At 31.7% G+C, this 26,991-nt stretch carries 26 protein-coding genes and 1 tRNA gene; 9 read left to right on the forward strand and 18 right to left on the reverse strand.

The window, feature by feature from the left end; all coding sequences use genetic code 4:
- Positions 1 to 2: 2 nt before the first annotated feature.
- The 4 genes from ACWXVT_RS00185 (at position 3) to ACWXVT_RS00200 (ending at position 3,389) form a co-directional block, all read left to right on the forward strand.
- Complete coding sequence (locus ACWXVT_RS00185) at positions 3 to 761, forward strand: phosphotransferase (protein ID WP_455967608.1); 759 nt, start codon at positions 3 to 5, stop codon at positions 759 to 761.
- Entirely contained in the window at positions 739 to 2,184 is a 1,446-nt protein-coding gene (locus ACWXVT_RS00190) for a phosphotransferase (protein WP_455967609.1), read from the forward strand. The genes ACWXVT_RS00185 and ACWXVT_RS00190 overlap by 23 nt, the downstream gene beginning before the upstream one ends.
- A 63-nt stretch (positions 2,185 to 2,247) precedes the next feature.
- Positions 2,248 to 3,057, forward strand: a complete 810-nt coding sequence (locus ACWXVT_RS00195; protein WP_438341570.1) for a hypothetical protein — start codon at positions 2,248 to 2,250, stop codon at positions 3,055 to 3,057.
- Positions 3,057 to 3,389, forward strand: a complete 333-nt coding sequence (locus tag ACWXVT_RS00200; protein WP_438341569.1) for a hypothetical protein — start codon at positions 3,057 to 3,059, stop codon at positions 3,387 to 3,389. Before ACWXVT_RS00195 ends, ACWXVT_RS00200 begins: the two co-directional genes overlap by 1 nt.
- 85 nt (positions 3,390 to 3,474) lie before the next feature.
- Here ACWXVT_RS00200 and tuf read toward each other — a convergent pair whose 3' ends face one another.
- From tuf to rsmD, 10 genes are all read right to left on the reverse strand, one after another.
- A complete protein-coding gene (tuf, locus tag ACWXVT_RS00205; protein WP_438341568.1) occupies positions 3,475 to 4,662 on the reverse strand; it encodes an elongation factor Tu in 1,188 nt (395 codons plus the stop codon).
- Between the two features lie 209 nt (positions 4,663 to 4,871).
- On the reverse strand, positions 4,872 to 5,825 hold the full coding sequence (gene tsaD, locus ACWXVT_RS00210; RefSeq protein WP_438341567.1) for a tRNA (adenosine(37)-N6)-threonylcarbamoyltransferase complex transferase subunit TsaD: 954 nt from the start codon (positions 5,823 to 5,825) through the stop codon (positions 4,872 to 4,874).
- The gene (locus ACWXVT_RS00215; protein ID WP_438341566.1) at positions 5,825 to 6,364 is read right to left on the reverse strand and encodes a hypothetical protein; all 540 of its coding nucleotides are present in this window, start codon (positions 6,362 to 6,364) and stop codon (positions 5,825 to 5,827) included. Before ACWXVT_RS00215 ends, tsaD begins: the two co-directional genes overlap by 1 nt.
- Positions 6,364 to 6,750, reverse strand: a complete 387-nt coding sequence (tsaE, locus tag ACWXVT_RS00220) for a tRNA (adenosine(37)-N6)-threonylcarbamoyltransferase complex ATPase subunit type 1 TsaE (RefSeq protein WP_438341565.1) — start codon at positions 6,748 to 6,750, stop codon at positions 6,364 to 6,366. The genes ACWXVT_RS00215 and tsaE overlap by 1 nt, the downstream gene beginning before the upstream one ends.
- 2 nt (positions 6,751 to 6,752) lie before the next feature.
- A complete protein-coding gene (locus ACWXVT_RS00225; RefSeq protein ID WP_455967610.1) occupies positions 6,753 to 7,412 on the reverse strand; it encodes a ribulose-phosphate 3-epimerase in 660 nt (219 codons plus the stop codon).
- Positions 7,405 to 8,253, reverse strand: coding sequence for a ribosome small subunit-dependent GTPase A (gene rsgA, locus ACWXVT_RS00230; RefSeq protein WP_438341563.1), 849 nt, complete (start codon positions 8,251 to 8,253; stop codon positions 7,405 to 7,407). The genes ACWXVT_RS00225 and rsgA overlap by 8 nt, the downstream gene beginning before the upstream one ends.
- Positions 8,254 to 8,256: 3 nt before the next feature.
- Positions 8,257 to 9,240 (reverse strand): protein kinase domain-containing protein, encoded by a 984-nt coding sequence (locus tag ACWXVT_RS00235; RefSeq protein WP_438341562.1) that lies wholly within the window; start codon positions 9,238 to 9,240, stop codon positions 8,257 to 8,259.
- A complete protein-coding gene (locus tag ACWXVT_RS00240) occupies positions 9,240 to 9,989 on the reverse strand; it encodes a PP2C family protein-serine/threonine phosphatase (protein WP_455967611.1) in 750 nt (249 codons plus the stop codon). The genes ACWXVT_RS00235 and ACWXVT_RS00240 overlap by 1 nt, the downstream gene beginning before the upstream one ends.
- Before the next feature lie 3 nt (positions 9,990 to 9,992).
- Positions 9,993 to 10,586 (reverse strand): guanylate kinase, encoded by a 594-nt coding sequence (gene gmk / locus ACWXVT_RS00245; RefSeq protein WP_438341560.1) that lies wholly within the window; start codon positions 10,584 to 10,586, stop codon positions 9,993 to 9,995.
- Between the two features lie 43 nt (positions 10,587 to 10,629).
- On the reverse strand, positions 10,630 to 11,166 hold the full coding sequence (rsmD, locus tag ACWXVT_RS00250) for a 16S rRNA (guanine(966)-N(2))-methyltransferase RsmD (RefSeq protein WP_455967612.1): 537 nt from the start codon (positions 11,164 to 11,166) through the stop codon (positions 10,630 to 10,632).
- 98 nt (positions 11,167 to 11,264) lie between these two features.
- Here rsmD and def point away from each other — a divergent pair, with 98 nt between their 5' ends.
- From def to secA, 3 genes are all read left to right on the forward strand, one after another.
- The gene (def, locus tag ACWXVT_RS00255; RefSeq protein WP_438341558.1) at positions 11,265 to 11,816 is read left to right on the forward strand and encodes a peptide deformylase; all 552 of its coding nucleotides are present in this window, start codon (positions 11,265 to 11,267) and stop codon (positions 11,814 to 11,816) included.
- A gap of 1 nt (position 11,817) precedes the next feature.
- Complete coding sequence (locus tag ACWXVT_RS00260; RefSeq protein ID WP_455967613.1) at positions 11,818 to 12,888, forward strand: hypothetical protein; 1,071 nt, start codon at positions 11,818 to 11,820, stop codon at positions 12,886 to 12,888.
- Between the two features lie 90 nt (positions 12,889 to 12,978).
- The gene (gene secA / locus ACWXVT_RS00265) at positions 12,979 to 15,615 is read left to right on the forward strand and encodes a preprotein translocase subunit SecA (protein WP_455967614.1); all 2,637 of its coding nucleotides are present in this window, start codon (positions 12,979 to 12,981) and stop codon (positions 15,613 to 15,615) included.
- A 36-nt stretch (positions 15,616 to 15,651) separates the two neighbouring features.
- Here the strand turns inward: secA and ACWXVT_RS00270 are convergent, their stop codons facing one another.
- Positions 15,652 to 16,668, reverse strand: coding sequence for a DHH family phosphoesterase (locus tag ACWXVT_RS00270; RefSeq protein ID WP_438341554.1), 1,017 nt, complete (start codon positions 16,666 to 16,668; stop codon positions 15,652 to 15,654).
- A complete protein-coding gene (locus ACWXVT_RS00275) occupies positions 16,658 to 17,629 on the reverse strand; it encodes a DHHA1 domain-containing protein (protein ID WP_438341553.1) in 972 nt (323 codons plus the stop codon). The genes ACWXVT_RS00270 and ACWXVT_RS00275 overlap by 11 nt, the downstream gene beginning before the upstream one ends.
- Before the next feature lie 138 nt (positions 17,630 to 17,767).
- Here ACWXVT_RS00275 and leuS point away from each other — a divergent pair, with 138 nt between their 5' ends.
- Positions 17,768 to 20,179: a leucine--tRNA ligase gene (leuS, locus tag ACWXVT_RS00280; RefSeq protein WP_455967615.1), complete on the forward strand. Its 2,412-nt coding sequence runs from the start codon at positions 17,768 to 17,770 to the stop codon at positions 20,177 to 20,179.
- 20 nt (positions 20,180 to 20,199) lie between these two features.
- On the forward strand, positions 20,200 to 21,558 hold the full coding sequence (locus ACWXVT_RS00285) for a M17 family metallopeptidase (protein WP_455967616.1): 1,359 nt from the start codon (positions 20,200 to 20,202) through the stop codon (positions 21,556 to 21,558).
- Positions 21,559 to 21,785: 227 nt separating this feature from the next.
- Here ACWXVT_RS00285 and ACWXVT_RS00290 read toward each other — a convergent pair.
- The 6 genes from ACWXVT_RS00290 to cypl all read right to left on the reverse strand — a co-directional run bounded on the left by ACWXVT_RS00290 (position 21,786) and on the right by cypl (position 26,964).
- Positions 21,786 to 21,859 (reverse strand) — tRNA-Trp (locus ACWXVT_RS00290).
- A 5-nt stretch (positions 21,860 to 21,864) separates the two neighbouring features.
- Positions 21,865 to 22,971, reverse strand: a complete 1,107-nt coding sequence (gene ychF, locus ACWXVT_RS00295) for a redox-regulated ATPase YchF (RefSeq protein WP_455967617.1) — start codon at positions 22,969 to 22,971, stop codon at positions 21,865 to 21,867.
- 112 nt (positions 22,972 to 23,083) lie between these two features.
- Positions 23,084 to 23,554, reverse strand: a complete 471-nt coding sequence (locus ACWXVT_RS00300) for a hypothetical protein (protein ID WP_438341549.1) — start codon at positions 23,552 to 23,554, stop codon at positions 23,084 to 23,086.
- Positions 23,555 to 23,612: 58 nt separating this feature from the next.
- Positions 23,613 to 24,113: a hypothetical protein gene (locus ACWXVT_RS00305; RefSeq protein WP_455967618.1), complete on the reverse strand. Its 501-nt coding sequence runs from the start codon at positions 24,111 to 24,113 to the stop codon at positions 23,613 to 23,615.
- A 23-nt stretch (positions 24,114 to 24,136) separates the two neighbouring features.
- Complete coding sequence (locus ACWXVT_RS00310) at positions 24,137 to 25,708, reverse strand: hypothetical protein (protein ID WP_455967619.1); 1,572 nt, start codon at positions 25,706 to 25,708, stop codon at positions 24,137 to 24,139.
- Positions 25,709 to 25,809: 101 nt separating this feature from the next.
- Positions 25,810 to 26,964, reverse strand: coding sequence for an ABC transporter thiamine pyrophosphate-binding lipoprotein p37/Cypl (gene cypl / locus ACWXVT_RS00315; protein ID WP_455967620.1), 1,155 nt, complete (start codon positions 26,962 to 26,964; stop codon positions 25,810 to 25,812).
- Positions 26,965 to 26,991: the final 27 nt, after the last annotated feature.

Here is a 26,991-nt window from a genome sequence, read left to right on the forward strand (position 1 = left end):
TCATGAAACATCTATTAAAAAATCAAGGTTTTACCAATAAAACTTATTTTGATGATAAACAAAACACATTCATTAAAGAAAAACAATATGATGAATTCAATCACAAAATTGATTATCAAATCCTTAACAAATTTGATTTCAGCCCTAAAGTTTTATATGATGATGAAAAAACTTTAGTAACAGAATTTATCAAAGGTAAACAACCAGAATTAAACAAAGAAAACTTAATAAAAATCGGTCAAATGCTGATTACAATTCACAACTCAAAATTACGTTTTCCTGCTAACAATTTAGCAAGAAGATTCAAAGTATATCGCCAAAAGGTTAGTGAACTAGGACGCAAGATTGACGTTTTAGATAAACACTACAAAAAAATTAATCTCTTCTTGAAAAATATCGACAACTCTGCTCCTTGCCACAATGACTTGTGACTATTCAATTTTATTGAGGATGAAAACAAAAATCTCTTCATTACTGATTGAGAATACGCCACAATGGGAGATGTTCACTTTGACCTTGCTTACTTTATTGAATCACAAAATCTTACCGAAGAACAAACTCAGTGATTATATGAAGGTTATGGCGATGACTTTGAACCTTACTATGTTCACATTCACAAAATTTTGGTTAATGCTTTAGTTGTGCTATGGATAAACAAACATCCTGTTAAACCTTTTGATGACAGTCTTTACATTAAAAGAGTTGATGAATATATGAATCAACTAGAAGAAATTAAAAATGCTACAAGACAAACTCAATAAAACTGAGTCTAAACTTGTTATCGAAGAGTTAAGAGGAGTTTTTGGCTCGGTTATTAGTGAAAAAATAAGTGATATTTACTTTTACTATGAAGGCTTTAAGAACAAGACTTACCGTGCTAAATATCGTGGTGAAATGGTCCAAATCAGAATCCCAAAGTTTGACGAAGACTCAAAAATGACTGAAAAAGTCATTGCTAAGAATTTTGATGACTATTTATTTTACAAAGATGGGTACCTAATCAAGAAATGATATAATGGCCAAGATTTGACAAAAATCAAGATTAATCGAACAATTATTCGCAATCTTATTGTTGAAGTAAAAAAACTACACAACACAAAATTCAAGGCTCCAATTTTTAATTGATATAGTTGTAAAATTGATGACACAAAATATGATATGCTTCTAAAAAAATATGCCAATGATGACTTGGTATTGTGTCATAACAACATAAAGCGTTCGAATGTCATAGTTAATAGCCTGGGAAAAATTAAATTGATTGACTTTGGTGCTTGTTCTTACAATTACCCTGCTGCTGATGCTGCTATGATGTATATTAATTTAGGTATTTCAAAACAATTGTTATGTGATGAATTCGATATTACCTTAACTCAACTGGAAGATTTTATTTATTTAGTTAAGACAAGGGAAAAAGCAACTTTTAGCCAATTTTATTCACACCTTGAAACACCGCTGCCAAAAATAGCAAGAGCATTATATCCTTACCAAAACAAGTTCTATAACTACCAGTCTCGTTTCATAGTACAAAAAGTCAAGGATGGCTTTGGAGATCGTTTAAACATTGATTTACTAAATGAATTTTATTTTGTGCCAGTCTATGTGTATCAAGATGACAAAATTATCATTTGACGTTGAATGGAAGCAAACACAACAGGTTTTTTGACTGACAGGAAAATTCGTTCGATTGCTCGTGCTATTAAGATTTTGCATACTTCGAAAATTGAATTTCCGCCTTCAGTTTTAGATAAAAAGATTAAAAATTCTCTAAACCAAATTGGTATCGAAGCATTAAAGGAAGATTTTGACTCAATCTTTATTCATAATATGCGTAAGTGAGTATCTCAGTTAAACCTTAATGCTAACTGTCACAATTCACTTTCAATTGATAATATCTTTTTTTCAAAAAATCAAAGTGTTTATATTACTCAGTGAGATCAAGCTGCTAAAGGAGATCCATTGGTTGATATTGCTAATTTGTTTGAAAACATGGGATTGAATGAACACCAGGAAGCAATCTTTTGAAAGACTTATGGACGTAAATGTCCACAAGATTTCATTAAATACCGCGTCATAGCTCAGTTTCTTGCTTATTTAGCAAATAAAGTAAAACTTGATGATGAATTTCACTCGCGGATTAATATTAAAAGAATTAAAGATCTGATTTACGACTGAAACAAACACTAGTGAAAAGATGGCATAGCCATCTTTTTCATTGCTTTAGTGTCTTGTTTAGTATAATTTTTAATTATGGAAAATCAAAATCAAGAAATTATTCAGAAACCAAAAGCAAAAAAACATAAGCTGCGTTCTGCACTAATATTTTCAGGACTTGCACTTTGTTTTATTGGCTTGATAGCTATTATTCCAATTGTTACCAAAGCTAAAAAACATGAAACACAAAAACCACTTCTTGAAGGTTATGTCGGCGCAAATAAAGAGCAAGAAACAAAAGTAGAGCTAGTTCAAAACTCAGAATCAAAAAAATGAGAACTTCAGAGTCAAAAATATGATTTTGTCAATGCTTTTGCTTCTGGAACTATGATTAGAGAGTTTTCAGTTAAAAATAATAACGTCTTTAAATTTAAGATTAACGAACAATTAATTGGTACTCTAGTTAAAGAAAACTATGAAAAATACTTAAAAGAAATATATAAAGACGATAAACATTTTTCAAACGAAAGTTTCACCTATGAAAATGTAAAAAGCAATGATGAATTGGAGTTCAATGTGTCAAACATTTTCAAGGAATGATATGCAAACGATGAAGAGAAAAAGGATAGCAAACTAACATTTAAAACATTGCTAGACTACATCGATCACTTTGATTTTACTGCTACATATGGTTATATCAAAGACAGCACTACGAAATTTAAACTAACATCAGCTATAACAATCAAAGCTCTTTTTGTTGCTTTAAAAAATTATGAACACCAAAATCCACAACTAGCTGATCTAGAAGTAGAAAAAATGTCATTCAAAATAAAAATAATATTAGATGAAGTCAATCAAATGCAACACCTACTTTTTGAACCGATTTTGATTTTAAAAGGAGAATAATGACTAACGCAGATTTTGAACAAGAAAAAATGATGGCTTTACAAGCATGAAATGCTGTATATGGAAACAAACAAGAAGCAGAAGATTTTGCCGGGAGAAAAATAGTTCGTGATGAATATAAAACAGATTCAGAATTTTCTTGAGAAATAGATGTTCTGTATCCTGTCAAAAAAAATGAACTGCCTACTAATGATAATTTAATGATTATGAGTAGTTTAACACAAAGAGAAAAAGGACTAAACGGTACATTTAAAGCTAATAATAGACATTTTCAAATAAGAAAAACTCTTGACGGTTATGAATTATTTGAAATGTACAACGATGAAAAATAGGCAGCTAAAAGCTGCTTTTTTTGTGTTTTTGTCACCAAAAAGCAAAAAAGAAAAAGCAACTTGAAAGTTGCTTCTTTGAAAATAATTATTTTAGAACTTCTGTAACTGTTCCAGCTCCAACAGTTCTTCCACCTTCACGGATTGAGAATTTTGTTCCGTTTTCAACGGCGATAGGAGCGATTAGAGTAACTGTTAAGTCAACGTTTTCTCCTGGAACAACCATTTCACGTCCATCTGTGAATTTAATTCCACCTGTAACGTCTGTTGTACGGAAGTAGAATTGTGGTTTATAGTTAGCGAAGAATGGTGTGTGACGTCCCCCTTCTTCTTTTTTAAGTGCATAGATAGCAGCTTTGAATTCTGTGTGAGGGATAATTGTTTTAGGTTTTGCTAAAACTTGTCCACGTTGAACATCATCACGGTCAATTCCACGTAGTAATAGTCCAGCGTTGTCTCCAGCCATAGCTTCTTTTAGGTTTTTACGGAACATTTCAATTCCTGTAACAACTGTTTTTTTGGTGTCTTTTAGTCCAACGATTTCAACTTCTTCGTTTAGTTGTAGTTTTCCACGTTCAACTCTACCTGTTGCAACAGTTCCACGTCCTGTAATTGTGAAAACGTCTTCAACTGCCATTAGGAATGGTTTGTCAGTTTCTCTTGGAGGTTCGTCGATTCATGTGTCAACTGCATCCATTAATTCCATGATAGCAGCTTCATATTTTGGATCTCCTTGTAGAGCTTTAAGAGCTGATCCACGAATAACTGGTGTGTTGTCTCCGTCGAATTCGTATGATGATAATAGGTCACGAATATCCATTTCAACTAGGTCGATGATTTCTTCTTCACCTTCTAGCATGTCAACTTTATTTAGGAAAACAACCATTTTTGGAACTCCAACTTGTTTTGAAAGTAGGATGTGTTCACGTGTTTGAGGCATTGCTCCATCAGTTGCAGCAACTACTAGGATAGCTCCATCCATTTGAGCAGCTCCAGTAATCATGTTTTTAACATAGTCAGCGTGCCCTGGACAGTCAACGTGTGCATAGTGACGTTTTTCTGTGTTGTATTCGATGTGAGCTGTGTTAATTGTAATTCCACGTTCTTTTTCTTCTGGTGCATTATCGATAGAAGCATAATCACGAGCTTCTGATAGACCTTTTTTAGATAAAACAGTAGCAATAGCAGCTGTTAATGTTGTTTTACCGTGGTCAACGTGTCCGATTGTTCCAATGTTAACGTGAGCTTTTGAACGGTCAAAATCTAATTTTGCCATTGTATTTCCTTTCTGAAATTTGTTTGTAATTTATAAAACTATTTTTCGATTTTAATTTAACGCGTTAAACCAACCTAAGTATAGTCTTTCACCTATATCCTGTCCATTGCGTTAAATACTTATTAAATTTTAGCAAAAAAAACTCTTTTTTTTCTTATTGGTGTTTGTTCTCTACTTTGTAGAGAAACAAAATGAGTATTTGTTAAGAGTTATTTTTTAGCCTTCTTAAAACTATCTTTGTAAATTTCAATTGCTGCTTTTGCAATCATTGCTCCATTATCAGTGGCATATTCTTTAAGTGGAACCAAAGCATTTGGATGAATAGTTAGGAACATATTTCTAATCGCATTGTTAGCACTAACACCACCACACAAAACTATTGATTTTGGTTGAAAAGTTTCAATTGCTTTCGTCATTTTTTCTTTTAAATACTCAACAATGGTTTCTTGAAATTTGGCAGCTATATCCTCGACTGGAACTTGCTCATTTCGGTTGCGATAATTATTAATGAAGTTAATAAATTGAGTTTTTATTCCACTGAGTGAAAAATCATACTCATTTTCAGTGTGTGGGATAGAAAAATGATGCTTAATATTACTTTTATGAGTTGAAGCAATTTTGTCAATTTTTGGACCTCCTGGATGTTCTAAACCTAGTTTACGTCCGATCTTGTCATAACATTCTCCAACTGCATCATCAATTGTTGAGCCTATAACACTCATTTTAAAACTATTTTGAACAAGAATTATTTGTGTGTGTCCACCAGAAACTACCAATCCTAAAGCTGGATATTTGATTTTTTGACCTATTGAAGCTGAAAAAAAGTGACCTTCTATGTGATCAATAGGAACTATAGGTTTTTGCAGTGTCATAGCGATTGCCTTTGCTGCTAAAAAACCAATTTGAAGTGCACCAATCAAACCTGGTTTTGCTGTGTATGCAATCAAGTCAATTTTATTTAAATCAAAATCTTTTTTAATTTCCTCTAATGCTAGATAAATGTTTTTAACATGCAAACGTGAAGCAATTTCAGGAACAGTTCCGCCATATTTTTTGTGTACTTCAATTTGACTTATTGTTACTATTTTTAAAACACCTTTTCGACTGCTAACAATTGCTAGTGACGTATCATCGTGACTAGTTTCGATTCCTAATACAAGCATTATTCTAGTCCTCCAATTTGTGGGTCATGAAAATACTTAACATCAACGCTTTCTAAGTCTTCTACTAATGTGAAACATTTTTGATACTCTTTAAAATTTATAAGTAATTCACTGTAGTCAATTTCATCAACAACAATGTTTTTCACTAACTCGTGTTTTTCATCATTGTTTGTGTCAATTTTGTATGAAGCATATTTATTAGCCTTGATGAATAAAATGTCATTTTTCAGTTGTTTTTTCAGTAGTTGAATTGTCGAAGTAACATATAGTTGAGTGTTTTTGTGTATTTGGCAAATTGTTCTAGCAAAAGTAAGGGCGATTCTACTACCTGTAAAAGAACCTGGTCCTACATTGATATAAATAGCATTCAAATCAGTAACTTTTGCACTATTTTGAGTAAGAATTTTCTCGACCAAATGTGGTAAAACATCTACTTTTTTATTAAGTTTGTCAATGATAATTTTGTCTATAAGTTTTAATTTCGAGTTATATAAACCAATTGCCAAATCTTCTAAACAACCATCTAAAAATAAATTCATTACACTTCCTCTACTTCAAAAATGTGTTGACTATCCTTAAGATAAGCATTGACTTTTGCGTAGTGACTAAAATTGTGACTAATATTATCAGACCACTCAACAACCACCAAGTTATCCTCAAAATAATCTTCAAACCCAGACAATGAACCTGTTAGTTTATAAGCATCGATGTGTACTAATCCTTCATAAACAAGGATAGTATTGAATGTTGGTGACACAATTTCTTTTTCAATATTCAGCATTTTTGCAATACATTTGGTTAGAGTGGTCTTCCCTGCACCTAACTCACCATTCATCAAAATCGCTTCAACATTTAAAGACAGTAAATAAGAAGCCAGTGGCTCTAGTGATTGATTATGTTCAAAGATGAAAACCTTTTTTTGCATTTTTATCCAATCAGTTTATCAATTGTTTCTTTTGAAAAGTTTTTAACTAAGTATGAACCGACTACTGCTAATTTAACTCCTGAACTAAAAACATTTTCAATAGTAGAACCATTGATACCACCATCCATTTGAATTTCTATATCAAGGTTGTTTTCTTTGATGTACTTACTAAATTCTTTAGCTTTAGCAAGAGTTTCAGGCATTAATTTTTGCCCACCAAAACCAGGTTCAACACTCATAATTAAAATTCTTTTTACATTTTTTAGGATTTCAGGATCGATTGAAAATATGTCAGTTTTAGGTTTAACTGCCAGTCCTAAACCAACTTTTTTGTCAGCAAAATATTTTTGATAAATTTTTCTTAAGCGCTGAGTATCGACCGCTTCAACATGGAATGTTATAACATCGGCAAAAGAATTAAATTGTTCAATATATGACTCAACATCTTCAACCATCAAGTGAATATCCATAATGTGTTTAGGACATTTTTGTGAAATTTCTTTGATTATTTCAGTACTTAAAGCAATGTTTGGTACAAATTTATTATCCATAACGTCATAGTGAACATACTCAATTCCTCAGTCAATTAACTGCTTTACATACTCAACTTGCTTATCTTTAGGTACATCTAAAATCGAAGGTGATATTGTGTGCTTATGCATAGTTGTCCTCTTTCATTTTTCTTAAAAAAGTCAAATAGTTCTGATATCTTTCATGCTTAATTTCACCACTTTGAACCATTTTTTTAATTTCACAGTCATCAAGAGTTTCTTGATCATGTCTACAAGAACTAAATTTGCATTTGACTGCATTTTCGCGAAAAACTTTAAAGGCAGTTGGAAGTTCATCAATTGTCAAATCAAAATCAATCGAACTAAAACCAGGAGTGTCAATGATTTCTCCGCCATTGAATTCAATCAAACTAACTTCCCGAGTTGTATGTTTTCCTCTGTTCAAAGCTTTAGAAATTGCTTGAGTCTCAAAATTCGTTTTTGCTAAATAATTAATCAAAGTAGTTTTGCCTACTCCAGTCTGCCCTACAAAGAAACTAGTTTTATTTTTAAAAACAGCACTCAGACCTTCTAATGTTTGCGGTTGTGTGTAATCAATTTCAAAAACTTTGTAACCTTGTTTTTTGTAGTATGAAATTTTTGAGTCGCTTGTTAAATCTTTTTTTGTCAGAACTATAACTGGTTCAACATTTTTGTTTTCAATAATAATCAAAAATTTATCAATTAGGAGCGATGAGTATTCAGGTTCGACTAGCGACATGACTACAATCGCTTGATCAACATTAGCAATCTTGGGACGAATAAAAATGTTTTTACGTTCATAGATTTTATGAATCAAACCATCGGGAATGAAATCCACTCAATCTCCAACAGTGGGTTTAATATCTAGAAGACGTAGTTTACCACTTCCTCTAGTTCTAAAAATTTGACCGCTTTTAGTTTTCACATCGTAAAATCCAGCAACTGATTTTATTATTTTTCCGTATTCCATTTCTTAACCTTTAACTGCTAGATAAATCAAAATAGCCACAAAAATAGCAAATAGAACTGCTGTTACAACAATTAAAGAGACAGTGAACTTTTTATTGTGGAATCACTCAAAACTAGTCTTTTTCTTGTTTTTAGAAAATGAGATTTCGCTTTCAAAAGCACGATATGGATCTAAACAGGTGTTAAGATCATTGTATAACTCGAAACAACTTTCGTAGCGATCTTCAGGTTTTTTAGCACAACACTTGTTGATAATGTTTTGCACTGGCATTGGTATTGTACGATTTAAGTTTGTAAGTTTGGGAATTTCTTGATTTACATGACTTAGCAATTGATTTTTCATTCCTTCAACATTGCTATATGGGTTGTGCCCTTCTAACATTTCATACAACAAAATTCCAAATGAGTAAATATCGCTTTGTACTGAAGGACCTTGTGTTTTTTCAATCAGTTCTGGTGCTATATACTCTGGAGTACCAACCACTTTGTTGACTTGAGTTAATCTTGGACTCGCTTCATTTAAGGCAATACCGAAGTCAATAATTTTCGCGCTTCCTGTTTTTGTTTGAATAATATTACTTGATTTAAGATCACGATGAATTATACCTGCGCTGTGAATATCAGCTAAACCCAAAGCAATGTATTTTGCTAGTGTGATTGCTAGACCTGTTTCGAGACCACCAGTTTTTTTAATTAAGTCTTTTAAAACTGTTCCTTCAACATATTCCATAACTATTCAAGAAACATTGTCATCGATTTCTGCATCATAATAACGAACAACATAATTTGATTTAATTTGTTTCATTGTTTCAATTTCCGAAATGAAACGTTGTTTTTCGATCGTCGAATGGTCTGATTTTATGACTTTGACTGCTACTTGTTTTAAGGTTTCTCTACTGCGACACAGGAAAACGCTACCCATTCCCCCTGTCCCGATCTCGGAAACAATTTCGTATTTTTCTTCCATTTTTTGAGTATTTACGTTCATTATTTAATCTCCACTAGTAAACAGGTCATATTGTCATTTGATTTATTTTTCATTGCCGTATTGATTAATTGCTGGCATTTTTGCGAAAGAGTAGAATTAGAACTTTGCAAGATTTGCTCTATTGCAGGTTTACTTGCAAAATCATGAATTCCATCAGTAGTTAAAAGTAAAAGTTTAGGATGGTTTTCTTTTTTAAGTAAAAACACTTCACTTTTAGAAGGTTTGTTTGGTCCTAAAGCAGAAACTAGTTTTGCATAATTTCTATCTTGCATTGCAATCTCAGGAAGTATTTTCTGCTCATCAATCATAGTGTTTAAAACATTGTGATCTTTGGTTACTTGATGTAAAAATCCATTATATAAGTATGTGCGTGAGTCACCAATGTTTAATATGTAAACTGTTTTGGTCTTTTTAAAACACAAAAACATAGTGATAGTGGTCCCCATATCACTGCTTGCTTTTTTCAATTTAACAAGCTCTTTCATTTTTGCTTCAGCTTTTAAAATCCCTTTATTCAATCATGTGCGAACTTCCTCATGATTATTTTCATCAAGAAAATTAAAATCCGTTTCATTAAAATACTTGCTAAATTCATCCACTGCAACTTGTGAAGCAACTTCACCATTTTCATGGCCACCTAGTCCATCACAAACTACACCCATTGCAACAATGTCGTTTTGTAAAAAACAACCGTTGTCTTCATTATTACTGCGAACACCTATGTCTGACTTAAAACATCAGTCGAACATAGACTAAAGATTGAATTCCTTTTCAATAATTCTTTTGACTTCTTGGTAGGTTCCATCAACAGTATCATTTGTAACAACATAATTAAATTGACTTATGTAACGAACTTCGTCGTATGCTTTTTCCATCCGTTTTTTAAGAGTTTCAGGAGTTTCTGAACCACGTTCTTCAATTCTTCTTTTTAATTCTTGAAATGAAGGTGGCATAACGAAAATAGAAACAATCTTGTCAAGATTATTTTTCTTAGCATATTTGTTAATTATTTGTAATGCGCCATTAGTTTCAATTTCTAAAAATGGGATATATCCTGAAGAAGAAATTCTTTCTAGATCACTGTATAAAGTTCCATAGTAATTATCGAAGTGTTGTGAGTACTCCAATAGATCACCATTTTTTATGTGTTGTTCAAATTCTTCTTTGGTTTCAAAATAGTAGTGTACCCCTTCTTCTTCGCCAACACGTGGTTTACGAGTTGTTGCTGAAACTGAAAGCTTTAATTTTAATGCTACATCCCTGAAAAGTTGCTTTTCTATTGTTCCTTTTCCAACTCCAGAAGGCCCTGTAAAAATAATGATTTTTTTATTAAATTCTTTTGACATAAAACTCCTTAATTTTAGAATTATATTCTAAAAAGCAGTAAAACTAACGCTTTTCTAAAAAATAAACTCAGCTGATTGAATATTTCTTGACTTTTGTAGTTTCGAAAAGGGGTGTTGAAAAGTCTTCTCGAGCTGTTTCAAGAATAATTTTTCCATTTTCAGTCAATAAATCTCTTTCGCTTATCAATCTTAAAGATTCAGTATAAAGAGTTTGATTTGCATATGGCGGGTCGATAAAAATAAAGTCGAATTTTTGTTCCGTTTTTTGCAAAAAGATTAAAGCATCAGTGTTTTTTAACTCAAATTCAATCTTTTTGAATTTTTCGGCGTTTTTTGCAATAACCTTATATGCTTCGCGATTTTTCTCAATCAAAATGCTTTTTTTGACTCCTCGACTGATTGCTTCAAAACCAAAAGCGCCACTGCCTGCAAACAAATCCAAAAAGATTTTATCTTCAAGCTCAAAACTTAAAGATGAAAACAATGCTTCACGAAGTTTTTCACTACTTGCTCGAGTGATTTTTTTATCTGGTTGTTCTAAACGTGTATTTCGATATTTTCCAGCTACTATTCTTAACATACAAATAATTATAATACACTTGCATTTTTCAGTCATTTTGAGTATTTTTTAACATAGTTAAAGAGTTTGATAAGGCCTTTTTTGTTATAATTTCAAATATGTTTGAAGTAAAGTTAGTAAAGTTACCTAATAAGGTACTAAGAGAAAAGTCGAAAGACGTTCCAATTCCCCTGACTCAAGAAGATGATCTATTGATTCAAAAAATGATTTATCACATTGATGATAGTCAAAAAGAAGGATCAAAATTTAGAGCAGGTGTTGGAGTGGCCGCTGTTCAATATGGAATTTTGAAAAATATTTTTTACATTATGATTCAGGATGAAGAAGGTAATATGATTTTTCGTGATGCACTAGTTAATCCACGCGTGATTGCCCACTCAGAATTAAAACAATCGCTTGCTGAAGGAGAAGGGTGTCTAAGTGTTTCTGAAACATGACCACATCAAGAAGGATATGTTCCAAGATACCGTCGCATAAAAGTAAAAGCATACTCATATTTTGAAAAAAAAGAAAAAACATACGATGTTTCTGGTTATGAAGCAATTGTTATGCAACATGAATTAGATCACTTGCAAGGTAAATTATTCTTAGATCGCATTGACAAAAATAACCCTTGAAAAGAAGACAAAAATATGGAGCTGTTAGGATAATATGATTTGAGCATCAATTGGACTTGTTGTTGTACTGGCCATTATCGGATTTTTAATTGGATTTTTCAAGCGTTGATTGTGATCTTTAATTACTTTTGTTATTAGTGCTGTTATTGTTTTTTCAATTATTTTAGCAAGTGATCCAATATTTAACCTTGTTACAACAATCGAGGCATTTAAAAAATACAAAGATTACGCAGAAGTTGCAAAACCTTACATCATTACCATTGTTGCACTTGCAATTTTATTGGTAATTTGACTATTTTCTTTGATTGTTTTTGCAATTGCGTTCTATTTTGTAAGACGCAAAAGAATTTTAAGATGTTACAGCAAAGGTTGCGAAAAGAAACACATTGCTTCAAAAATTGTGGGTGGATTATTAACAATGGCAATTACTGCTCCTATTGGAATATTGGGTGGTTCAGTGGTTGCTTTAGCCAATAAAAACTACGAAGAAACTTGATGAGATAGACTTGTTATAAAACCAGCAATTAAAGCTATTACACTTGGAAAAGGTGAGTCAATTTCATCAGAAATACCAGTCATAACAAAAGCTATTGAATATTCAACAAATACTGAAAAAAGAGAAGAATTAACTAAAGATTTGGAACAAATTGCTAATGCTTTAGAGGACATTAAATCCGATGCAAATTCATCAAATGAATCTGGAAACGAAACGAAACAAACAGTTCCTATTACTCCAGAAACAATCAATACTGTTAGAACGATTTTAAATTCAGATTTAGCTTTACCAGTAATCAAAACCATTGTCAATAATCCTGAAAGTGATTTGGGTGAAAAACTTGAAAAAGTAAAATTCGATAAAGAAGCAGTAGACTACTTATCAAATCAAGAAAACATTGAAAAAGCGAAAAAAGAATTTGAAAACATGTCATTGGATTTAAATTTAACAGACAAAGAAGTAAGCAATCTAAAAGAAATAGTACGTACATCTTTTGTTAATACAGACTACCAAAAGGTATTGGAATCTTCACCACTTGAAAAACAGAGATTTGAAGATGTTTTAAATAATTTTGCCAATATTTTTACAAACAAAACTAAACAACAATAATTACAAATTCGCCATTGGCGAATTTTTCTTTACGTAAAGGGTTTTTTACTTTAAGTAAAAAATAGTCATTAAAAGGGTAAAATTGTAATTATGAGTAAAATTTTGAACAAAATTACTAAAACAAAAGACCAACAAGTCGATTCTACTGAATATGTTATTCCTCGCAGACCTGAAGAAAAAAGTAAATGATACAAACCTAAATTTAGAACTGCTGAAATGCGAATTGCTTACCTCACTCTAAATCAAATTAATAATTGAGAAAATGAAATTCAAAAGTTAAGTGATGATGAATTAAAGAACAAAACAGCTGAATTCAAAAATCGTTTATCAAAAGGTGAAACATTAGAAGATATTAGAGCAGAAGCGTTTGCAGTAAGTAGGGAAGCAACAAAAAGGGTTTTAGGAAAACGACCATTCGACGTACAAATGTTGGGTGGAGTTATTTTAGACTTAGGTTCAGTAGCTGAAATGAAAACAGGAGAAGGTAAAACCATTACTTCGATTGCTCCTGTTTATTTAAATGCACTCAGTGGAGAAAATGTTATCGTTTCAACTGTTAACGAGTATCTTGCAGAACGTGATGCTACTGAAATGGGTGAAGTATTCAATTGACTTGGTTTGAGTGTTGGAATTAACAAGGCACAAATGTCTCCGGAACTAAAACGTGAAGCTTACAACTGTGACATTACATACTCAATTCACTCAGAGCTGGGATTTGACTACCTAAGAGACAACATGGTAATGCGTAAAGAAGAAAAAGTTCAAAGAGGACTTAACTACATCCTTCTAGACGAAGTTGACTCAATTTTGATCGATGAAGCTAAGACGCCGTTAATCATTTCTGGTGGAGATACAGGTGAAAGTTACTTATACAACACAGCCGACTTGTTTGTTCGTAATTTAGATGAAGAAGATTATTACATTGATGAAGAAACAAAATCTGTTTATTTAACTGAGCAAGGTATTGATAAAGCTAACTTATATTTCGGTCTAGCTAACCTTTATGACATTGAAAATTCTGAACTAGTTCATAGAATTCAAAATGCCTTGAGAGCACACAAAATAATGAAAAATGATGTTGAGTACATTGTTCGCGACAACAAAATTGAGTTGGTTGACTCATTTACAGGACGTATTATGGAAGGGCGTGCTTACTCAGAAGGATTGCAACAAGCATTACAGGCAAAAGAACAACTAGAGATTGAACCAGAAAACAAAACACTTGCTACAATTACCTACCAAAACTTTTTCCGTTTATTCAAAAAATTGAGTGGTATGACTGGTACTGCCAAGACCGAAGAAAAAGAATTTATTGACATTTACAACATGCGTGTAAACGTTATTCCAACTAACAAACCGTTGCAAAGATATGATGATCAAGACTTAATATTTGTTGATATGCACTCAAAATATATGGCTATTGTTGAAGAAGTTAAAAAAGTGTATGCTCGTAAACAACCGATATTAATCGGAACAGCACAAGTAGAAGACTCGGAAAGATTACATGAGTACTTGGTTAAAGCAAACATTCCTCACACTGTCTTAAACGCAAAACAAAATGCTGAAGAAGCAGATATTATTGCTAAAGCAGGACAGCTAGGTGCAGTAACAATTGCTACTAATATGGCCGGTCGGGGAACTGACATCAAACCTTCTGACGAAGCAAAAGCTGTTGGAGGATTATATGTTTTAGGTACTGATAAGGCTGAATCTCGTCGGATCGATAACCAACTTAAAGGACGTTCTGGACGTCAAGGAGATGTCGGATACTCAAAATTCTTTTTAAGCTTAGACGATCAATTAATTTTACGTTTTAGTTTACAAGATAAATGAAAAGAAATGTTTGCAAGTTATAAAGATAGACCAATTGATGGTAAAGCTATTCAGATTGCCTTTTTAAGAGCACAAAAGAAAATCGAAGGTTTCAATTACGACAATCGTAAAAGCGTCCTAAACTATGATGATGTTATTCGTCAACAAAGAGATCTTATTTATCAACAAAGGGACTGAATTTTAGAACGGGACGATTTAAGTATCATTATTAACAAAATGATTATTTCGACTGTTAAACAAGCAGTAAATAACCGTTTTTTTGCTTTAAAAAACAATGCTATTGATTTTGAAAAATTTACTGAATATTTAAACAAAAATTGATTAGAAAATAACAGCGACTATCGTTTTTCAAAAGAAGAATTATCAAAATTTGAAAAACCAGAACTTGTTGAATTCATTAGCGATCGTTTAATTCAAGAGTATGCAATGATGCGTGAAAATGTGATTGAAAAATATGGAGTGTTTGCCCTTGTTTCAACTGAAAGAACAACTATTCTTAAAGTTTTTGATGCAGCTTGACAAGATCATATAAATACAATGGATAAATTACGTCAAGCATCCAACTTAGTTCAATACTCACAAAAAAACCCATATCAAGTTTATACACAAGAAGGATCAAAACGTTTCGAAGAATTAACTGAGCGTATTGCCTTAGAAAGTGTTGTAAATTTAATGAATAATCCTGAAGCAAGCAAACCAAACGCAGTCCATGAAAATATGGATGCCAATGCTAAAGACATTGCAAACAAAATTGGAATCATAGAACAAATTCTTGACTATCATAAAGACTCACTAATTAAAGAAGGAATGAGCGAACAAGAAATTGAAGAGCAAGTCGAAGCGATGCGCGGTTTACTAGAAAATCAACTTGGTATCAAATACACTAAAAAATAATAAAAGTTACAAAAAAAATAGAGCTCGAAAAGGGCTCTATTTTTTGTTGTCGTATCCTTCCAAATTAAGTGCTTCTTTTTCACAATCCGCAATTATCAGTGGGATTAACGAAGCATCGTTAATTTGTGCTCCTGAGGCACGATGGTGTCCACCACCACCTCATTTGACTGCGACATTTCTGACACATGCTCCATTAGAGCGAAATTCACAACGAATCTGATCTTGAGTGCTTCCGTCAGTACCTTTTGCTTTTTCTTGAGTGAAAAAAACTCAAATCTTGTTGTCATCAATGTTAGCTAACGTATAAGGTCGATTAGCTCTTAACGGATCTAAGATATTGAAGTTTCTTTGTGTTTCTAAATCAAAATAGAAACTTACAACTTGATCTTTTATTTGCATATTAGATTGAATAAAAGCGTCCACTTTCATATCTTGTGAAGATTTTTTCGCCATATTAACGAAAATTAAATCTTTTTTAGCACCACTTGCTCACAGTTTTGAAACTATGTCCAATGTGCGCGAATTAGTTGTGTTTGTTGTTAATCTAACGCTATCGGTATAGATTCCTAAAAATAGGTATGTTGCTGCTTGTGGTGAAATTTTTCAACCTAATTTTATTGCTATCTCAGCAACTTGTTGAGCAGCAGCAGGCGCTTCTGATTCGACTCAAACTAATGAAGCATTCAAGTCATCATCATTTGGGTGGTGGTCTACTCTAATAACTTCATCAAAAACATTTTCATCTAAGAATTGACGACACTCAATTCTTTCTTTAAAGTTAGCATCAACAATAATTGCTAGTGAATTTGGTAGTTTCTTTAGCTCTAAATTATCAAATTCAAAATCTAAATAACTGAATAAACCTTTTGAGTCTCCAATTGTGTAAACATTTTTGTTTGGAAAATTGGTTTTAATCAATTCTTTAAATCCAAATTGCGACCCTAAGCAATCACCGTCAGGACGAATGTGGTGAAAAATAACAATGTTTTCAGCTTTCTTAATTTTCTTTTCGATTGCTTTGAAAACTTTCATTTTTTGGCGATTATCTAGCATCGTTTTTCAAAACCTCTTGCAAGTCAGCTAATAATTTTTTCATTTCTGACTTGTTTTTAACTGTAGCTCCGGCAGCACATTCGTGCCCTCCGCCTCTTCATTTGTTAGCTACTTGATTAATTCACACACCATTTGATCTAATTCTTACTCTTGTGTCTCCATTGTCTGAATCAATGAAAAATACTCAAATTTTGCAATCTCCAATATTCGCTAGAACATTAACATCATTTGCTTGGTTTTCGTCAAGTTTGAATTTCTTTTGAATTCTTTTAGTAACGTGGAAGTAAAGAACTTGCCCATCTTTTTTGTAATTTAATAAAACATAAGCCATGAAACGTACTTTTTGTTCTTCACGGCGTGAAAGCGGTAAGTTAACATCGTAAACTTTAAATCCTTCAGCGTTATGTAAATAACTCACAACATCGAATGTACGTTTCACAACACTTTCAAATTGGAAACGACCACTATCAGTATTGATTGCTAGATAACATAATTCTGCAGCTCTTTTATTTAGTTTTCATTTCGCCTTCATTGCAATGTAACCCACTTGTTCTCCAGCTGCAACGTATTCATTATCTTCTCATGTATAGTCGTAGTCAATATCTGGATCAACTGGATGGTGGTCAATACGTAAAGTTTTAGTAAATCTTTTTTCAAGTATTAAATTAACGTCTTGAATTCTATTTGAAGAGTTAGCATCAACAACAATTGCTAAAGAATTTTTAAAGTTTTTAGCAGGAATGTTTTCAATTTTGTCATGTTCTAATTTCATGAATGGAAATGATCCAATAGTATCACCAATTGCATAAACGTTTTTGTCAGGGTAGTTTAGCTTAATCATTTCTTTTAAAGCAAACTGCGAACCTAAACAATCTCCGTCAGGACGAATGTGGTGAAAAATAAAAATATTTTTAGCTTCTTCGATTGCTTGGACAGCAATCTTGTAACTGTTTTTAGCCATGTAATTATCTCCTTGATTTTTATTTGCATTTTAACGATTACAAAATGTTTTTTGCAATTGTTTATAATATTAATATTATATTTATTTTAAGCCACTAAAATAATAAAAATTTAAGACAAATTTAGCAAAGGAATTTTTATGTACGATCACCGTAGTGTAGAGAAAAAATGACAGGCAGTTTGAGAAAAAACTAACGCATTTAAAACTGAAGAAAAAAGCAACAAAAAAGCCTACATATTAGACATGTTCCCGTATCCTTCAGGAGCAGGCTTGCACGTTGGACACCCAGAAGGTTACATTGCTACTGACATAGTGAGTCGTTATAAACGTTTAAATGGTTACGATGTTTTACATCCTATTGGATGGGACGCTTTTGGTTTACCAGCGGAACAATATGCTCTTAAAACTGGTAATGATCCAGCTGAATTCACTCTACATAATATTAATAATTTTCGCCGTCAACTAAAAATGCTAGGTTTTAGCTATGACTTTTCAAAAGAAGTTAATACATCTGATCCTAAGTTTTACATCACTACTCAATGAATTTTCAAACAACTTTACAAACATGGTTTAGCAAGTATTGAAATGGTTGATGTAAACTGATGTGAAGAATTAGGTACTGTACTAGCAAATGAAGAAATTTTGGAACAAAACGGACAAATGGTTTCAGAAAGAGGAAACTATCCTGTTGTTAAAAAACCAATGCGTCAATGAGTTTTAAAAATTACTGCATATGCTGAAAAATTGCTTGAAGGTTTAGATGAATTAGACTGAAATGACTCAATCAAAACATTACAAAGAAACTGAATCGGAAAGAGTGTTGGTACTGAAATTGATTTCAAGGTTGACAATAAAGATTTCAGCCTTACTGTTTTTACCACTCGTCCTGACACGATTTTTGGAGTTAGTTACTTGTCAATTGCTCCAGAACACAACTTAGTTTCAAAATTAGTGACTGAAGAAAACCGCCAAGCAGTTGAGCAATTACAACAAGCAGTGATTTCAATGAATCAAATCAAAAGATCAAATGACTCACGTCCTAAAAAAGGAGTATTCAGTGGTTCATATGCTATTCACCCAATTACACAAGAATTGATTCCAATTTTTGTATCAGATTATGTATTAAATAGCTATGGTACAGGAGTAGTCATGGCTGTTCCTTGTCATGACCAAAGAGACTGAGAATTTGCTAAAGCACACAATTTATTATTTAAACCAGTCATTGAAGGTTCATGAAGTGAAAAAGCATACACTGAAGATGGCGTTCATATTAATTCTCAATTCCTAGACGGTCTTAATAATAGTCAGGCAACTACAAAAATTAATGAGTATCTAGTTAATAACAAAATAGGAAAAATCCAAACAAAATATCGCTTAAGAGACTGAGTGTTTTCACGCCAAAGATACTGAGGAGAGCCATTTCCAGTCCTATTCGATGAAAACGATAATATTCTTTTAGTTGATGATATTGTTGAGCTACCGAAATCAAAAAATATCAAACCTTCAGGAACTGGAGAGAGTCCTTTAGCAAACTTAAAAGACTGATTGTATGTTGAAATCGATGGCAAAAAATATCGTCACGATACTAACACCATGCCACAATGAGCAGGTTCAAGCTGATATTTCTTGGCTTATATATTGAAAAACAGTGATGGAACTTATGAACCTATTGACAGTGAGGAAGCTAAAAGAAGATTTAAAAAATGATTACCTGTTGATCTATATGTAGGTGGACAAGAACATGCTGCCGGGCACTTGTTATATGCTCGCTTCTGACATCGTTTCTTATTTGATATTGGTATAGTTCCAACCAAAGAACCGTTCTTGAAATTAGTAAACCAAGGAATGATATTGGGAACTGATGGACAAAAGATGTCTAAATCATTAGGTAATGTTATAAACCCAGACGATATAGTTGAAGAATTAGGGGCTGACACATTACGTGTATACGAAATGTTTATGGGGCCTTTGACTGACACAAAACCTTGAAGTGTTGATCCAATAAATGGAATTAGAAAATGACTGGATAGAATTCTAAATCAAGTGACTCGTTTGATTAATCAACCTTTGAGTAAAGAAGTTAATATTGAACTAGAATCAGAAATAAATATTTTGATTTGTGAAGTAAGTGAAAATATTGAAAAAGTAAAATTCAATATTGCTATTTCAAAAATGATGGTCTTTATTAACTTTTTAGCAAAATGTGAAAGTATTCATGATCTAAAAATCTTGAGAGACTTTGCTATTTTACTTTCACCTTTTGCTCCTCACTTAGCAGAAGAAATTTTGGAAATGCTAAATGAAAAACAAATTAAAGAGCAAACTTGACCTTTATTGGATGAGTTTAAAATCATAAAACCACAAACTGTAATAGCAGTCCAAGTTAATGGAAAAGTGCGTGGTGAAATTGCAATAGAGGAAGATTGAACAGAAGAAAAAGTTGTGCAAGAAGCTCAAAAAGTTGAAAGTGTAAAAAGACACTTAGAAAATAAACAAATTGTTAAAGTTATTTACCGTCCGGGTGTTATACTTAACATAATTAGCAAATAATTAATTTTAAAGGAGTAAAAATGATTAAGTTAATTAATGAAAAAAATGATGCTTTAGTTCTAAAAGCAGCATTCGAAGAAAGCAAATTACCTGAAGTTGTTCTTAAAAAAGATAATGTAGTAACTGACTTATTCAACAAAAACACTTCATACGTATATTTAGGAAAAAAAGAAGAATTTAGTGCAGAAAAATTTGAGTCGTTTATTAAAGCGTTTACAGCAAATCTAAAACGTTCATACCAATTAGATGTTGCTACATTCACAAGTGCAAAATTAAGTGCAAGCGAAGTTGTTAAATTGGCGGTTGAGGCTTACGAATTCAATCAACCTATTTACAATCTAAAAACTAAAAAAGATGATAAAAAAAATGAATTAGATTTCTACTTATTGTCAAAACGTGATTTAAGCGCTGAATTTGAAGAAAGTTCAAAAGTCGCAAGCGTAGTTAGATGAGCAAGAAACCTACAACAAATGGCTCCAAACTATGCTACATCAGAATATTTAGCAAAAGCTTATGACGAAGAATTGTCAAAATACAAAAACCTTCACGTTAAAGTTTTAAACAGAAAACAAATTGAAGATCAAAAAATGGGACTATTTTTAAGTGTTAACAGAGGAAGTGTTTATGAACCTCGTCTAGTTGTAGTTGAATACAAAGGAAATCCAGACAGTGACCAAGTTTTAGGATTAGTTGGAAAAGGTATTGCTTTTGACTCAGGGGGATACTCATTAAAACCATCTAGATACATGCTAGGAATGAAATATGATATGTCAGGTAGTGCTGCTGTTGCTGCTGCTATGATGCTTATTTCTTACTACAAACCAAAAGCTAATGTTGTGGCTGTTATGCCTTTAACTGATAACCGTATCAATGGAGATGCATCATTACCAGACTCAGTATGAACATCAATGAATGGTAAAACAGTTGAAATCAACAACACTGATGCTGAAGGGCGTTTAGTTCTTGCTGATGGTATGACATATGCAATCAGAAATCTAAAAGCTACAAAAGTTGCTACTGTTGCTACTCTAACAGGTGCAATCTTAGTTGGACTAGGAACTACCTACACTGGTGTTTGAGCTTCAAATGATAAAGATTGAAAAGCAATTGAAAAATCTGCTAAAACTGCCAACGAACTAATGTGAAGAATGCCTCTACATGAAGACTTTGCTAAAAACATTAGATCTTCAAAAGTTGCTGACTTAAAAAATACTGACTTATCAGGAAATGGTGGAAGTATTGCTGCTGCTATGTTCTTAAAAGAATTCGCTGAAAAAGCAGACTTCATGCACTTTGATATCGCTGGTACAAATGAACTTTCAGAAATGCCACAAGGTGTTGCAATCAAAACTCTAGCTGAATTAGCAAAACACTTATAGTATCAATATAAAATAAAAATTGCTCTGACTGAAAAAGTCAGAGTTTTTTTGTCTCTTTAAGACTGAAAAAGTACTCAAAATAAGAGGTAAATTAAAAAAGCCAAGTTTTAAACTTGACTTTAATGTAAGTAAATTGAGAGAATAAAAAAATAAAGCATATTTAAACAAAAAATCAGTTGCCTGTTTTGTTGCTATGCTTTTTTACATTTTTATGGTGAATAAACACATGGCAGGGGCTACAGGATTCGAACCTGCACCGAAGGGTTTGGAGTCCTTAGTTCTGCCGTTAAACTAAGCCCCTTGACATTATTTGGCTATTTTGAAATAACAAACATCACCGTCTTGCATTATGTAACTTTTTCCTTCTAAGCGCATTTTGCCAGCTTCTTTAGCCGCTTGTTCTCCACCTAGAGAAACGTAGTCATCATATGAAATCACTTCTGCTTTTACGAATTTCTTTTCAAAGTCAGTATGAATAATTCCAGCACACTGAGCAGCATTTTGTCCATTTTTAAATACTCAAGCTCTTGCTTCTATTTCGCCTGCAGTAAAATATGTTTTTTGATCTAGCATGTAAAAGCTTGTGCGAATTAAATTATTAAGTCCACTTTCTGAAAGATTGTATTCATTTAAAAATGCAAGTTTTTCTTCTTCGTCTTCAAATTTTGAAAGTTCATATTCAAGAGAAACACAAATAGGAATTAATAAGTCTTGAGTCTTAGCAAGATGATTTTTCAGTGTTTGATAATGTTTGGCTTGTGTTAAATCACTTATTTCATCTTGTTTTAGGTTAGCAACATAAATAATTGGTTTAGCAGTTAAAAGCTGTCAAGATTTGATTATTGTTTTTTGCTCATCACTCAAATCTAACTCACGAACATTTTTCTCTTGCTCTAAAAAGCTACGAATGTCAAGCGCTGTTTGATATTCTAATTTTAAATCTTTATCGCCGGAATTTTGAGCTCTTTTACCAATTCTTGCAATCACATTTTCAACAGTTTGTAAGTCGGCTAAGATTAGTTCTAGATTAATTGTGTTTATGTCATCTAATGGATCAACTTTTCCATTAACATGCATTATATTTGAGTCTTCAAAACAACGCACTACATGAACAATTGCATCAACTTCACGAATGTTAGCTAAAAACTTATTCCCTAAACCTTCCCCTTTTGAAGCACCTTTAACCAATCCTGCTATATCAACAAATGTAAATGTTGCTGGAATTATAGTTTTTGTTTTAGCTAATTCTGCTAACTTGATCAATCTTGGATCATGCAATTTAACTATTGCTGTGTTGGGTTCAATTGTGGTAAATGCATAGTTTTGTGCCTCAGCCTCATTCAAAGTTAAAGCATTAAATAATGTACTTTTTCCGACATTTGGCAATCCTACTATACCTGCTTTTAAACTCATATTAACTCCTTTTTGGCAATAAATAGTATTATAAACAATTTTTACACACTTGTTAGTCTAGAGATTTCAAAAGTAAAAATAAATGCAGAAGGTATTCTTCTGCATGTAGAACTTATAAGTCTGATTTGATGTCGTTATCTGAATTGTTGTGGTTTTGATCTTCAATGTTATTATTCATTGTTGCTTGTAATTTTTTACCTTTAATTACAACAATAAGCGCTATAACTGCACCTACTAGTGAAAGAACACCAATAAATAATCCTACAAGTAAAAATATGAAAGCAACTAGTGAAAGTGATTCAATTTGCTTTACATCGTGGTTTGGTTGAGAACCTTCATTAATTGCTTGAGCACATTTTCTGATTGAGTGAATTGCAATTATTGTTAATATAGTCATTACAAGATTAACAATTGCAACAATTAAAGACACTACTTTTAGTGCTATGTAAGTGCTGAAATTGCTACTTAATGCTACACCAACAATTCAGAATACAAATCAAGCGACACTGATTACTAATGTTGTAATAATCAATTTAAAAGCTTTGGCTGACTTATTTTTCAAATCTTCCATTGAGTAAATCATTTTTCTCCTTAGAATTTATAATAATTTAAACATTAAATATTTTATAACATTCTAAGAATTAATCTAAGTTTTTTAATTTTGAAATAGTCATAAATTTAGCAATTAAACTAACTAATGGAATGAAGAAACCGATAATTAATAGGATTTTTATGTTCGATAATCCATCGGCAGCCATTTTTTTCTCCATGTTTTGTCTTGCTAAGGCAGGATCTGCATTTGTTTGCTCTTGTGAATAATAACCGGAACGCAAAAGTTTATTTTGTAGTTCGTCTACTTTAACAGTTAATATAATTGATAAGACAAAATTAATGATTCCTAAAATTGATAAAACTATTATTGGTGCACTAATGCTTGTAATAAGATCACTTAATGCTTTAGATGCTTCTGATAGGCTATCTGAGCTTGATTCATTAGTTGTTGCAATTTTAGAAACATTAATTGCAATTTTTATGATGAAAACTATGAATGTGATTCATATTGCAAAGTGAAGAATAATGCTCGAGATTGCTAAACCTTTAATTTTTTTAATACTTTCATTCAAATATTGATTGTTTTCCATAATACCTCTCTCTACTTAAAATTTTATCATGTCATTTTTTGAGATTTGGCTACTTTAAAGACTCGGGTTCCTTTTAGTCCAAAAAGAAAGAATGGTTTTGAGTGGTTTAGATAAAAATAACGAACTGTTTCCGAAACCAAATTTAGCATTAACAACAGTAGTAAACTTATTCATACATATGGAGATATATCCTGATAGTTATTTTTTTCGCCATAACTTATTGCTAATCCAAAACCAGAAGCCCCAAAAGTCCCATAGTTAATAAAATTACGAATGTTCTTTTCGATTTCTAAAAACAAAAACGTGTATATTGAAACTTTAACACTGGCTAAAATGAATGAATTAAATATTTTTAGCTTATTTCATCCTTGTTTTTTCAATGTTTCAATACTATTAGTTTCGATTTTACTAATCGCTTCATTGATTTGTTTAGAAACAACTGTCGATGAGTGTAAAGCAAAAGCAAACACAAATCCTGACACAACATTACTAAATGCGTATCAAAAAATATAGAAAATTGTCAAAGTCGGAATAATTCGTATAAAAGTAAAAATAAAGCGATTAATTCAAACAAAATATGCCTTATTTGTTTTATTGTTGGTTAGAAAAATGTTTACATAGCTGAACAAAATACAAAAAATAATTGTTACGAATACCTGCACTAACAAGTCAAAAATAAGTTTAAGCACATTCTCATTCGTTTGCAAAATTTTTCAATTTGGATTGAATAAATCATTCAGAATTGTATGGCTTTTTTTAATGCCAAAACTTGGCATTGTGACAAATGAGCAAATAACAAAAATCAAAATCAAAATCAAAAATATTCACTTCAAAGACTCATAAAGATTGAATTTTTTTAAACTATTGACGTGTGTTTTGTGTGATTTGAGTGATTTATTATTTTTGTTAACGACGCTGTGACTTAATCACTCAAGACCAAAAATAAAAGAAACCAAAAATAGCAAAGGAATCAATAACTCATGCATTTTATACATTGTCAATGATGCTTCATTCAATAACTCACCTATTCCAATCAAGCCTAAAAAACTAAACACTGAAGTTCAACGCATATTTGATTCGAAAGAGTAAAGAATATAAATGACAAATTTGTTGACTAATTGTGGCAACAAAAAACGAACAATAACGTGTGTTTTTGAAAAACCTTTTTTGAGTCAAATGTTGTATGCTTTGACATCTAAATTTTCAATTGCTTCACTCATAAATTTATGTAGTCATATTCAAGTAAATCAACTAATCAAAAGTGCTGTTGCTAGTTGCTTGTGAAAACTAAATACAAATAGATAAATATAAATAATTTCTGGAATGCTTCTGAGTAATAACATAAACACCTTAACAACAAAACTTCAGTACTTGTTGTTTGTTTTGTAGTTTGTTACTAATGCTGTTAAAAGTGCAAGAGATGCCCCTAGAATAGTTCCTAGTAATGTAATTTGAATAGTCAATAGTAAAAATTTGAAACTTAGTCAAATTAAAGATTCATTTTGAAGATATGATGATTGAAAATAAGGAGTAAAAATATTTTTAATTCCCTTTCAAAAATATTCAGACCCACCTAATGAAAAACTAAATTTCATATAGACAAGACATAGAACAAAAAGAACAATTAGCAGTAAAAAAATCAGTCATTTTAGACTTTTTTGTTTAAAATAGCGACTTTTAAAAAAGTTATTATTCATTATAAAGCCTTCTTGTAAAACTCGATAATTTTGTCAGCGTTTGTTTTTTCATAACCGTTAATTCCTACTCAGTAACCTCAGTCATCTTTTGAACTCAAAATTGCATTTTGTAATAAACTAATCACATCATCACTCATGTATTTATTAGCAACTACAACATTAAAAAGTATGGGATCTGTTGTTGTTAAAATTTCAACTTGTTCATCAGTTTTTGCTGGTGTGTAAAGGGTTGGTTCTTTTTGTGAATTGTGATATGCTCATTCACCTTCTTCTGCTAAAAAAATGTGTACTTCAGACATTGATTTCATATCTTTTGCTCCACTTCCTTTTGGGTAGGTGAAAAAATTAGAACTTGCTTTTTGTTTTTGAATAGCAAAAGAGTCAAATTGATTTTTTTTCAAATTGAAGTGCTTTTGAAATAAAAGTTCAACAAATTTATATTTTGAGGAAGATGAACTTTCACCCAACGCAATGTTAAAGGAGCGAAACGTTTGTCAATCCTTTTCATTTCAGGCAGTCTTGATCTTTGACCTAGTTTCTGGTGAACCTACTATTAAAATATCTCCGCGATAATATGGTATTTTTGTTTTTAAATCGTAAAAAGACTGATAAATTCCATTTTTATACTGATATTCATCGTTTTTTCATTCATTGAAAGGTTTCTTTGTCAGCAGTTCATTTCTTTGCATTACTGATTGTTGTAAGGCTTTAGCATTGTCTACTCAAAAAAATCCTTCACTGTCGTACTTAGGAGCAAGAGTTAAAGTTTGCAAAAAAGGCTTGACCAAATTAACTTGATAGTCAGTTAAAGATGCTCTTTGCAGTAAAAAATTAGAAGTAGTTATACTTATATTGTTTTTGTGTACCAGAGCACTATCGAACAATGTTCTATCGTCACTTATGATGTTAACTTTGATTTTTATGTCTGGCAAGTCTTTAGTTTTATCATTTAATTTTTTCAACTCATTGTATTTTTGTTCGATTTGTTTGAAAAAAGTTATTTTTTCTAAATTGAAACTTTTTGACCAGGCTTGTGGCACGTTAATAATTATTTCATTATCGTTTTGCGCACAAGATACAAGGATAGGACAAAAAAGACTGCTTCCAGTCAAAAGAAAAACAAGTGGTATTGTTTTTTTTAGCTTTATTGGCATCTTTCTTACCCCGTTTATTAATATATT

This window comes from Mycoplasma sp. 1573 (assembly GCF_053851775.1).